The sequence below is a fragment of the Humibacter sp. genome, assembly GCF_051954055.1.
Taxonomy (GTDB): domain Bacteria; phylum Actinomycetota; class Actinomycetes; order Actinomycetales; family Microbacteriaceae; genus Humibacter.
Genome location: NZ_JBQCIE010000055.1, coordinates 1 through 11,134, shown reverse-complemented (window position 1 = coordinate 11,134; position 11,134 = coordinate 1). Strand labels below are relative to the sequence as shown.

General features: G+C 67.7%; 9 protein-coding genes and 2 tRNA genes. 7 read left to right on the top strand and 4 right to left on the bottom strand.

The window, feature by feature from the left end; all coding sequences use genetic code 11:
• The 3 genes from ACTHNC_RS06995 to ACTHNC_RS06985 all read left to right on the top strand — a co-directional run.
• Positions 1-270 (top strand): MarR family winged helix-turn-helix transcriptional regulator (locus ACTHNC_RS06995; protein WP_440293876.1); only part of this gene is annotated, 270 nt, incomplete at its 5' end.
• Positions 271-317: 47 nt separating this feature from the next.
• Positions 318-392: transfer RNA gene (locus ACTHNC_RS06990), tRNA-Thr, on the top strand.
• A gap of 39 nt (positions 393-431) precedes the next feature.
• Positions 432-505: transfer RNA gene (locus ACTHNC_RS06985), tRNA-Met, on the top strand.
• Positions 506-902: 397 nt separating this feature from the next.
• Here ACTHNC_RS06985 and ACTHNC_RS06980 read toward each other — a convergent pair.
• The 4 genes from ACTHNC_RS06980 to ACTHNC_RS06965 all read right to left on the bottom strand — a co-directional run bounded on the left by ACTHNC_RS06980 (position 903) and on the right by ACTHNC_RS06965 (position 3,339).
• The gene (locus tag ACTHNC_RS06980; protein WP_440293875.1) at positions 903-1,247 is read right to left on the bottom strand and encodes a type II toxin-antitoxin system PemK/MazF family toxin; all 345 of its coding nucleotides are present in this window, start codon (positions 1,245-1,247) and stop codon (positions 903-905) included.
• Entirely contained in the window at positions 1,244-1,480 is a 237-nt protein-coding gene (locus ACTHNC_RS06975) for a ribbon-helix-helix protein (protein ID WP_440293874.1), read from the bottom strand. The genes ACTHNC_RS06980 and ACTHNC_RS06975 overlap by 4 nt, the downstream gene beginning before the upstream one ends.
• Before the next feature lie 61 nt (positions 1,481-1,541).
• Positions 1,542-1,922, bottom strand: coding sequence for a VOC family protein (locus ACTHNC_RS06970; RefSeq protein ID WP_440293873.1), 381 nt, complete (start codon positions 1,920-1,922; stop codon positions 1,542-1,544).
• A 37-nt stretch (positions 1,923-1,959) separates the two neighbouring features.
• Positions 1,960-3,339 (bottom strand): maltokinase N-terminal cap-like domain-containing protein, encoded by a 1,380-nt coding sequence (locus ACTHNC_RS06965; protein WP_440293872.1) that lies wholly within the window; start codon positions 3,337-3,339, stop codon positions 1,960-1,962.
• Positions 3,340-3,449: 110 nt separating this feature from the next.
• Here ACTHNC_RS06965 and glgX point away from each other — a divergent pair, with 110 nt between their 5' ends.
• From glgX to ACTHNC_RS06945, 4 genes are all read left to right on the top strand, one after another.
• Positions 3,450-5,489: a glycogen debranching protein GlgX gene (gene glgX, locus ACTHNC_RS06960; RefSeq protein ID WP_440293871.1), complete on the top strand. Its 2,040-nt coding sequence runs from the start codon at positions 3,450-3,452 to the stop codon at positions 5,487-5,489.
• Positions 5,486-7,837 (top strand): malto-oligosyltrehalose synthase, encoded by a 2,352-nt coding sequence (gene treY, locus ACTHNC_RS06955; RefSeq protein ID WP_440293870.1) that lies wholly within the window; start codon positions 5,486-5,488, stop codon positions 7,835-7,837. The genes glgX and treY overlap by 4 nt, the downstream gene beginning before the upstream one ends.
• Positions 7,834-9,618 (top strand): malto-oligosyltrehalose trehalohydrolase, encoded by a 1,785-nt coding sequence (gene treZ, locus ACTHNC_RS06950; RefSeq protein ID WP_440293869.1) that lies wholly within the window; start codon positions 7,834-7,836, stop codon positions 9,616-9,618. The genes treY and treZ overlap by 4 nt, the downstream gene beginning before the upstream one ends.
• The coding region (locus tag ACTHNC_RS06945; protein ID WP_440293868.1) for an alpha-amylase family glycosyl hydrolase at positions 9,615-11,134 on the top strand (1,520 nt) is incomplete at its 3' end. The genes treZ and ACTHNC_RS06945, both read left to right, overlap by 4 nt.

Genomic DNA, 11,134 nt, shown 5'->3' with positions numbered 1-11,134 from the left:
GAGCCGGCGACGCTGTCTCCGCTGCTGAAGCGGCTGGAGGCATCCGGTCTCGTCAGGCGCGAGCGCGACCCGAACGACGAACGGATGCTCCGTGTCACTCTCACCGACAAGGGCCGCCGGCTGCGCGAGAAAGCGTTGGATGTTCCGCCGCAGATCGTGGAGCGGCTCGGCATGGAACTGTCCGAACTCGAGGCTCTTCGTGGTGCGTTGCACCGGGTGATCGACGCCGCTACCACGGAGCGTCACGTGGCCGATCGGGCTGCTGGATGATGGTATTCTCGTACGGTTGCCGATTCGGACCTCACGTCTTTCGGTGCGCCCCGATAGCTCAGTGGTAGAGCACTTCCATGGTAAGGAAGGGGTCGTCAGTTCAATCCTGACTCGGGGCTCCAGCTCGGTGCAGCGGCTGTTCCAGTCGGCACGGAGTCTGCGGCGGGATAGCTCAGGTGGTTAGAGCACACGGCTCATAATCGTGGTGTCGCGGGTTCAAGTCCCGCTCCCGCTACGAATGAGGAGAGCCCCGCCGAAAGCGGGGCTCTCCTCATTCGTACCGTACGCGGGCGCGAAGCCGCTCGTGCGGGTGGGCCCCCACGGCGAGGGGCCCCGCGCACCGCGAAGCGGTGTGTGGGGGAGCCGTAGGGACAAGTCCCGCTCCCGCCGAAGGTGGCGACGCAAGGCATCGCCACCGCGCGCATCCGGCGAAGGCGGAATAGTCCGTGAGTGCGGGTGGCGTCGACATCGAGCTGATCGAGTCGATCGCGACCGGGGGCTGCAGCGGGACGTGGTCGCGATGATCGAAAAGCACTCAAAAGCCGCGTATTCCGCGGATTTCGTTCTCGTTTCAGTCGTGACGGGCCAGCCATCGTGGGAGGCACGCCTTCGAGTGTTCGGTGCCGATGTTTTCAGAGGTCGAGGAAGTCGGCGAGCCAGATGCGCACCTGGGCGAGGCACTCGGGCGAGAGCTGGCCGGCGATGCCCGTGATCCGGTCGCGGGAGAGTGTGCGGGGTTGTTCGGTCATGATCCAGGAGGGGCGGTCGAGGCCGCTCGGCCCGTCGACGCGGATGTGGTTCGGCCAGCCACGGTCCGTCGTGGTGATGGGCAGCGTGATGGCGAGGGTCGTGACGGCGTCGAGGTATCCAGTTGACGCGACGATCAGGACCGGGCGATGACCGCCCTGTTCCCGGCCGCGAACGGGCTCGAGGGATGCCCAGGCAACAATTCCCGGGGCGAGCTCGATATCCGTCACGAGGTCGCGTCGGTCAGCTCAGTGCGCTCCCACTCGGCGGACTCCGCCGCATGCGATGCGACGTCCGCGGCCGAGGTGGCGGTGACCGCGCTCTTCAGCGCCTGCAGCCTCTCGCGTCGATCTTCCGCATCCGCCAGCCTGGCCAGATGGGCACCCAAGGTGAGGCCGTCGCGCGCGGCCTGAGCCTTCAGCCGGTCGCGAAGCTCGTCGCTCACCTTGATCGTGGTAGTCATACTCTGAGTATACCGACGCTCGCGGATCTCGTTACTCACCTACCGCCCTTGCGTCTGTCGATTACACGCGTCCGGCAGCCTCTTGCACGGTGCGCAGGAGAAGGCAGAACTCGTTGCCCTCGGGGTCCGCGAGAACGACCCAGGTAGCGTCGGCCGGCTGGCCTACATCGATTCTCTTGGCCCCCAGGCCAAGGAGCCGGTCTACTTCTTCGTCTTGACTCGTCCCGTCTGCCCGCAGGTCGAGATGAATCCGGTTCTTGACTATCTTCTCCTCAGCAACTCGCCCGATCTCGATCCGGAAACCAGAGCCATCTGCGGGCCCGATGTCGGCTCCAGTGTCGTCCGACTGCACAATGGGCCAACCAAGCACGGCGCCCCAGAACTCTGCGACTCGCTGGGGATTGATGGCAACCATCGAGATCGCCGCGATGCGACTAGTCATGCTCGAAGCCTAGGGGGACCGCCACGCGACAAAACGGTCACGCGAGGCGCCGGATCGCGGCAACCGGGATGGGAAGCCACGTGGGCCGGTTGCGCGCCTCATACACCGCCTCGTACAGCGCCTTGTCCAACTCGAACGCATCGAGCAACGCGGCGTCGCGTCGCAGGTCGTGCCCGGATCGCTCGCTGTAGCCGTCGAGGAACGCGCTCCGGCAGTTGCTCGTCCAGTCGCGAACGCCAGGTGTGGACTCGTTGGCGCCGGCGACGTAGTCGAAGCTGCGCATCATTCCTGCGACATCCCGTAGCGGCGCATCCGGCACCGAACGGGTCTCCAGCGTTCGCATCGGTTCGCCCTCGAAGTCGATGATCGCCCACCGATCTCCGGGGACCGCGAGGATCTGACCGAGGTGAAGATCGCCATGGATGCGCTGCAGTCGCGGCCATGAGGCAGCTACAGCCCGCGCGTACGTCGCTTCGATCGAGCGACGCAGCGCCTGGAGTTCCGGCACCTCGCCGATCGCGGCTTCGAGGCGCTCCTGCCACAGTGCGGCGAACACGGCGAGGTCGTCGCGGCTGGGCTCCTTGGTCGGGAACGCCGAGGCAAGCACTGTGTGCACCTCGGCGATCGCCGATCCCATTTGCCGCGCGCTCGCGGTGAAGTCGGTGCCCGAGGCCGCAGCGTCGAGCGCGAGTTGCCAGGCATCCATCGCCCCTGCGAGGAACTCTTGAGCGAACGCAAGGTGGCCCTGCGCGCGGCCGGAGGCTCGTCCTGTATCGGGCCATTCGCCGACGACGCTGCCGACCACGGCGGGAACCGACGCGGAACCGGCGGCGTAGAGCGCCGACTGGAGTACGACATCAGGGTTCTCGCCATGGTGCAGAGAGCGGAAGACCTTGCAGATGAGCTGCCTCTCGCCGACGTCATCCGCCACCAGGTACACGATCGATGTGTTGGACTGCTCGCCGGCGAGAACACGCGAGTCGAGCATCCGCGACATCCGATGTTCGTCCGGGGCCCCGTCGCGCCGATGCACACGCACACCGCGGGCGGAAACCGGCTCGCCTTCGATGCGACCTTCGTCGAGCACGAGACGCAGTAGCAACTCCGTGAAGGCGGGATCGTGCGGGCCGTCATACGCGTGGACACGGCTGCCACTCGGGTCCGTGGTCGAGCCGATGTGGGACGCCGCGAGCGAGTCAGGCGCCGTGGCGCGATACACGATGGGCACCTGGTAGAGCACGCCCCGCTGACCACCCTCGTCCAGCACGAAGTGCGTGACGACCCGGCACGCGTCATCCGCAGACCACTCGAGCGACGCGAGCAGCCGCAGGCGGGGCACGCCGCCCTTGCCGGCGAACCACCGCTGTCGGACGATCCAGTCGGAGACCGCTTCTCCGAGTTCAGGATGCGCCCCCATGTCCCGACCATAACCCTGCACCGCGCAGGGTGCGGCGGCGACTCCTAGGGGTTGCGCGGGAGCGAAACAACCCGTAGACCAGCCGCTCGGCCTCGCCGCACAATGGGCGAGTGCCGTCCGATCGTTCCCGCCCATACCCGCTTGGCGTCTCCCTCGTTCCGGGAGGCGCCAACGTCGCTGTGTACTCCGAAACCGCTGAACTCGTCGAAGTGTGCGTCTTCGACGGCGACGAGGAGACCCGATTCCCGCTGCCCGAGCACACGGGGCACGTCTTCCACGGCATCCTTCCGGGAATGGAACCGGGAACGCGCTACGGACTGCGCGTGCACGGCGAGTGGGACCCCGACCGCGGCCTCCGGCACAACCCGAACAAGCTGCTGCTGGATCCCTACGCGAAGGCCATCGAGGGCGGGTACGACTGGGGGCCGAGCGTGTTCGGGCACAAGCTCGACGAGCCCTCGGAGATGGATGAGACGGATGACGCGGCCTCCGTTCCGCGTTGCGTCGTCATCGACCCGCGGTTCGACTGGTCGGACGACGCGTCGCCGCGCACATCCCTTTCGGAGACGGTGATCTACGAGACGCATGTGAAGGGATTCACGAAGCTGCATCCCGATGTACCCGAGGAGTTGCGCGGCACGTATGCCGGCCTCGGGCATCCGAGTGCCATCGAACATCTGACGAGGCTCGGCGTCACCGCCGTCGAGCTGCTCCCGGTGCATCAGTACGTACAGGACAACCACCTGCTCGAGAAAGGCCTCAGCAACTACTGGGGCTACAACTCGATCGGTTTCTTCGCTCCCCACGGCGCGTACTCCTCTGCGGGCGACGGCGGACCGCAGGTCGACGAGTTCAAGTGGATGGTCAAGGCACTGCACGCGGCGGGCCTCGAGGTGATACTCGACGTCGTCTACAACCACACGGCCGAGGGCAACCAGCTCGGGCCCACTCTGTCGTTCAAGGGGATCGACAACGCCGCCTACTACCGGCTGGTGGAGGGCGACGAGAGCTCCTACTTCGACACCACCGGCACCGGGAACAGTCTGAACGTCGGGCATCCGGCAGCGCTGCGGCTCATCATGGACTCCCTGCGCTACTGGGTGACCGAGATGCACGTCGACGGCTTCCGCTTCGACCTCGCGACCACGCTGACCAGGCAAGACGGATCGGCCGAGCTGCACAGCGCGTTCCTCACGCTCGTCGAGCAGGACCCCATCCTGGCGACCGTGAAGATGATCGCCGAGCCCTGGGACACGCACGGTTACCAGCTCGGCGGGTTCCCGGCCAGGTGGTCGGAGTGGAACGGCAGGTTCCGCGACGACGTGCGCAGCTTCTGGAACAGCGGCGACGACGTGCTCGGCACCCTCTCGCAGCGCGTTCTCGGCAGCCCCGACGTGTACGAGGCATCCCGACGCTCCCCGCTGTCGAGCGTGAACTTCGTCACCGCGCACGACGGCTTCACGCTCGTCGACCTCACCTCGTACGACCACAAGCACAACGAGGCCAACGGCGAAGGAGGCAACGACGGCGAAGACGACAACAGGTCGATGAACTGCGGAGTGGAGGGCCCGACCGACGATCCGGAGGTGCTCGCCCGGCGTCGCAAACAGCAGAAGAACTTCATGGCGACGCTGCTGCTCTCCGCCGGAGTGCCCATGCTGCTCGGCGGCGACGAGATGGGCAGAACCCAGAACGGCAACAACAACGCGTACTGCCAAGACAACGAGACGTCGTGGTTCGACTGGGAACACGTGGATGACGACATGCTTGCCTTCACCACGGAGTTGCTCCGGCTGCGCAGCGAGAACCATACGCTGCGGCCCGCGTGGTTCCGGCAGGCGCCGAGCACCGGGTCGAAGAACACCGTGGTGATGCGCCGATCCGACGGGGAGAAGGTCGAGCCGGAGGACTGGGAGAATCCGGATGTTCGCGCCGTCACGTTCGTGCTCGCTCAGGAAGGCGACGACACGTTCGCGCTGCTTCTGAACTCGTCCGACAACGGCGTGGAGTTCACGCTGCCCGACGCCCGCGGCAAGACGTGGCGGCTCGTCATCTCCAGCGACCCGGGGCATGAGGAGGGCGGCCTCGGCGCCTCGTTGATCCTCGGTGGCCGCACCTTCGCGCTGCTGCGCTCGACGGTGAACGCATGACGCGACCGCTGCCCGGCTCGACCTACCGGCTGCAGATCACCCCGGAGTTCACGCTCGACGACGCCGTGGAGCTGTGCGAATACCTGGCCCGTCTCGGCGTTGGATGGGTCTATCTCTCCCCGCTGCTGCGCGCCGAACCCGGCTCGATGCACGGCTACGACGTGATCGACCACTCGCTCATCGACCCAGACCGCGGCGGTGCGAAGGCGTTCGCTCGCTTCTCGCGGACGGCGCGCGCGGCCGGCATGGGCATCCTCGTCGACATCGTGCCGAATCACATGGGCGTCGCCACACCGCGACTCAACTCGTGGTGGTGGGACCTGCTGCGGCACGGCCGTGAGTCACGGTTCGCCGAAGCGTTCGATGTCGACTGGGATGCGGCGGCCGGCAGGATCCGCATCCCGGTCCTGGGTGACGGCGACGACGAGCTGGATCGGCTGCGCATCGAAGGCGACACCCTCGCGTACTACGACAACCGCTATCCGATCGCCGAGGGAACCCCGGCGCCCGAGGATTCTGCTCGCGACGTGCACGATCGGCAGCACTACGAGCTGGTCAACTGGCGGCGAGCGGATGACGAGCTGAACTACCGGCGTTTCTTCGCCGTCAACTCCCTCGCCGCCATCCGGGTGGAGGATCCCGAGGTTTTCGCCGACTCCCACGTGGAGATCGCGCGCTGGTTCCGGGAAGGTCTCGCAGACGGGCTGCGGGTGGACCATCCGGACGGGCTCGCCGACCCGCGCGGCTACCTTGACGACCTCGCCGAGCTGACCGGCGGAGCGCCGGTCTGGGTGGAGAAGATCCTCGAAGGCGACGAGCAGCTGCCCGGCAACTGGGCCACGATGGGCACGACCGGCTACGACGCGCTGAAGGACTTCGACCGAGTACTGGTGGATGCCCGCGGTCAGGCTGGTCTCGCACCGTCGGTTGAGCAGCCGCAGCAGGCGGCGTGTCGAAACCTGCAGGTCGCAGAGACGCAGCGCTGGCACGACATGGTGTACAGGAGCAAGCGCGCCGTCGCCGACGGCATCCTGCGTTCCGAGGTCAACCGGCTGGCGCGGGAGCTGCGGAGCGACACGGGCGACGAGCAGGTCGCCGACGCGCTCATCGAGCTGCTCGCCGCCATGCCGGTCTACCGTTCGTACCTGCCGCTCGGCGAGTGCCACCTGCGTGCGGCCGCCGCCGAGGCCGCCGCCCATCGCCCGGACCTTGCCGACACGATCGCGCGGGTGGCCGACGCGCTCGCCGACCCTGAGCATCCGGCGGCCATCCGCTTCCAGCAGACCTCCGGCATGGTGATGGCGAAGGGCGTCGAGGACTCCGCGTTCTACCGCTTCACGACCCTGACCTCCCTGAACGAGGTCGGCGCCGATCCGAGTGAGTTCGCGATCGACGTCGCGACGTTCCACGAGCGGCAGGCGAGAAGGCAGGCGGCGCTTCCGCACTCGCTCACGACGCTCTCCACGCACGACACGAAACGCGGAGAGGATGTCCGGGCACGCATCACCGCGCTGGCCGAGCGCCCGCAGCTCTGGACGGACGCGCTCGGAACGCTGCGACGAAGGGCCGGCTTCGGCGATCCCGCCCTCGAGAACCTGATCTGGCAGGCGGTGGTCGGAGCCTGGCCGGCCTCGAGGGAGCGGCTGCACGCCTACGCGGAGAAGGCCGCGCGCGAGGCCGGCGACTCGACGAACTGGATCGACCCGAACACGGCGTTCGAAGACCGGATGCACGCCGCGATCGACAAGGTCTTCGACGACCCCGAGCTGGCCGCTGTGGTCGAGCAGACCGTCGCCGCGATCGCGCCGGCCGGCTTCTCGAACGGGCTCAGCGCCAAGCTGCTGCAGCTCGCGGCCCCCGGGATTCCCGATGTGTACCAGGGCAGCGAGCTCTGGGAGCAGTCGCTGGTCGACCCGGACAACCGCCGACCCGTCGACTTCGCGCTTCGCTCCGAGCTGCTCCAGCGCCTGGACGACGGATGGCTGCCACCCGTCGACGAAGAAGGCGCGGCGAAGCTGCTCGTGGTGTCGCGCACGCTGCGGCTCCGCCGGGCGCATCCGGAGCGGTTCGTCCGCTACCTGCCGGTCGAGGTCTTCGGCAGCATGCGGGAGCATGCGGTCGCGTTCGACAGGGGCGGCGCGATCGCCGTCGCGACCCGACTGCCATACGGTCTCGAATCCGCGGGCGGATGGCACGACACGACGATCGAGCCCGCTGGGCGCGAGCTGGTCGACGTGCTGACCGGGCGCCGATTCGCAGGCGGGAGCATCCCCCTGTCGGACCTGCTCGACACGTATCCCGTGGCGTTGCTGACGGCGCCGGCCGAGACGGACGGGGAGGCCTCGTGACGTTCGACGTATGGGCCCCGCACGCCACGAGCGTCGAGCTCGTGATCGGCGATGAGCGGCATCCGCTCGAACGTGACCGGGGACGTGACGGCTGGTGGACTCCGAAGAGCGACCTCGGGACGAAGAGCGCCCAGGACTACGGATTCGTGGTCGACGGGGAAGGGCCGTACCCGGACCCCAGGTCTCGTCGACAGCCGGGTGGGGTGCACGCCCTCTCCCAGTCGTTCGACACGTCGCGCTTCGACTGGGCGGACACCGGCTGGCGAGCTCGTCCGCTGGCCGGCTCGGTGATCTACGAGCTGCACATCGGCACGTTCACGCCGGAGGGCACACTGGATGCCGCCGCCGGCAAGGTGGACCACCTGCGCGAGCTGGGCGTCGACTTCGTGGAGCTGCTGCCGGTCAACGCGTTCAACGGCACGTACAACTGGGGATACGACGGCGTGCTCTGGTACGCCGTGCACGAGCCGTACGGCGGACCACCTGCGTACCAACGATTCGTGGACGCGTGCCATCTGGCGGGCATCGGAGTCATCCAGGATGTCGTCTACAACCACCTCGGCCCGAGCGGCAATTACCTGCCGAAGTTCGGGCCCTACCTGCGCGGTGACAAGGCCAACACCTGGGGCAGCGCGCTGAACCTCGACGGTCCCGAATCCGACGAGGTGCGCAGGTACATCATCGACAACGCGCTCATGTGGTTGCGGGACTACCACGTCGACGGGCTGCGGCTGGATGCCGTGCACGCGCTCGTGGACACGAGAGCCACGAACATCCTCGAGGAGCTCGCCATCGAGGTCGACGCGCTGTCGCCGCACGTCGGCCGCCCGCTCGTGCTCATCGCGGAGTCCGACCTCAACGATCCGCGGCTGATCACGTCCCGCGAGGCGCACGGCGACGGCCTCGACGCCCAGTGGAGCGACGACTTCCACCACGCGCTCCACGTCGCGCTGACCGGGGAGACCACCGGCTACTACGCCGACTTCGAGGGCCTGGGCGCCCTGGCGAAAGTGCTGACGTGCGGGTTCTTCCATGACGGCAGCTACTCGTCGTTCCGCGAGCGCCACCACGGCCGGCCCATCGACACCCTCACCATGCCGCCCGCACGCCTCGTCGTCTTCAGTCAGGATCACGACCAGATCGGAAACCGTGCTGCGGGTGACCGGCTGACCGCAACACTGGATGACGGCCAGCTGGCGATCGCCGCGGCTCTGACCCTGCTCGGACCGTTCACCCCGATGCTGTTCATGGGGGAGGAGTGGGCGGCATCCACCCCCTGGCAGTTCTTCACCTCGCACCCTGAACCGGAACTCGCAAGGGCCACAGCGGAGGGCAGGAAAGCGGAATTCGCCCGTATGGGCTGGGACGAGGCATCCGTTCCCGATCCGCAGGACCCGGAGACGTTCCGGCGCTCCACGCTCGACTGGACCGAGCTCGGCGGCGGCAGACACGCCACTCTCCTCGCGTTCTACCGCGAGCTCACGCGACTGCGTCGGGCCAGGCCGGGGCTGACGGACCCGCGCTTCGCCACGATCGAGGTCGACGTGGATGCGGATGCCGGATGGCTGGTGCTGCGCCGATCCGACACGGCGATCGGGGTGAACTTCTCCACCGAGCCCGTGGTGGTGCCGGGACTGGAGGACGCCTCGGTGCTGCTGTCGTTCGGCACGCATCGCGTGGAGACCGACGGCATCCGCCTCGAAGCGCACTCGCTCGTCGTGACCGATGGGTCCGAGCGGAAGACAATCGAAGAGAAGACGGGAGCGAGGTTTCCGGTATGACGGTGCCTGAGGATGCGACGACCGCCGAGCGCGCTGTCGGCGAGCGCACGACTGCGCAGAACGCGGTGCCCGAGCTGAGCGCGGAGGAGGCCGAGGAGCTGGCACGCCACGCGGATGCCGCGAGCGAGTCGGCGGAGATCAGTTACGACGAGGAGCGCTACCCGGCGAGGCCGCAGCGGCTGCGCCCGCGGGCGCAACTGCGCGCCAGCAACATCCGCAGATCGTTCTCGGACCCGCGATCCGCCGATGCGTCGAACCCGTCGTACGTGGAGTGGCTGAAGCGGCAGTCGATGCTGGGCGATGCGGACATCCTCTCCCGGGGCCTCTCCGGACAGCCCAGCATGTGGCGGAACCCGTACGCGAGGCCCGACGCGAGGCGCGCCATCCGTTCCGCCTCCGTGTGGTTCACCGCGTACCCGATCTCGCTGATCACCCGTCCCGGTCAGTCCTACCTCGGTGCCTTGGCCGGGGAGGAGCTGTGGCGCGCCTTCGAGGCGATCGGCATCAACGCCGTGCACACCGGACCCGTCAAGCAGGCAGGCGGCATCACGGGCTGGGTGCAGACGGCCAGCATCGACGGGCACTTCGACCGCATCAGCACGCAGATCGACCCGATCTTCGGCCATGAGGACGAGTTCCGGCAGCTCTCGGACGTGGCCGACCGGCACGGCGGCAGCGTGATCGACGACATCGTTCCAGGCCACACGGGCAAGGGCGCCGACTTCCGGCTTGCCGAGATGGCGTACAAGGACTACCCCGGCATCTACCACATGGTGGAGATCCCCGAGGAGGACTGGCCGCTCCTGCCCGACGTTCCCGAGGGCCGCGACGCCGTGAACCTCGACGCCGAGACCGAGGCTCGCTTGGCGGATGAGGGATACATCATTGGCCAGCTACAGCGCGTCATCTTCTACTCGCCCGGCGTCAAGGAGACGAACTGGAGTGCGACGGCGCCCACCGTCGGCGTCGACGGACGCACCAGGCGCTGGGTGTACCTTCACTACTTCAAGATGGGTCAGCCCTCGATCAACTGGCTCGACCCGACGTTCTCCGGCATGCGCCTGGTCATCGGGGATGCGCTGCATTCGCTGGGCGATCTGGGCTCGAGCGGGTTGCGGCTGGATGCCAACGGGTTCCTCGGCGTCGAGAAGAGCGTGGAGGGACAGCCGGGCTGGTCCGAGGGGCATCCGCTCTCCGAAGCGGCCAACCATCTCATCGCGAGCATGGTGCGCAAGGTGGGAGGGTTCACCTTTCAGGAGCTGAACCTCAGCGTGGAAGACATCCGGGACACCGGACGGGTCGGCGCGGACCTTTCGTACGACTTCATCAACCGTCCCGCGTACCATCACGCGCTCGCGACCGGGGACACCGAGTTCCTTCGGCTGACCCTTCGCACGGCGATCGCGGCGGGCGTCGACCCGGCCGGTCTCGTCCACGCGATGCAGAACCACGACGAGCTCACGTACGAGCTCGTGCACTGGGCCGCGCGGCATCCTGCCGACGTCTACGAGTTCCG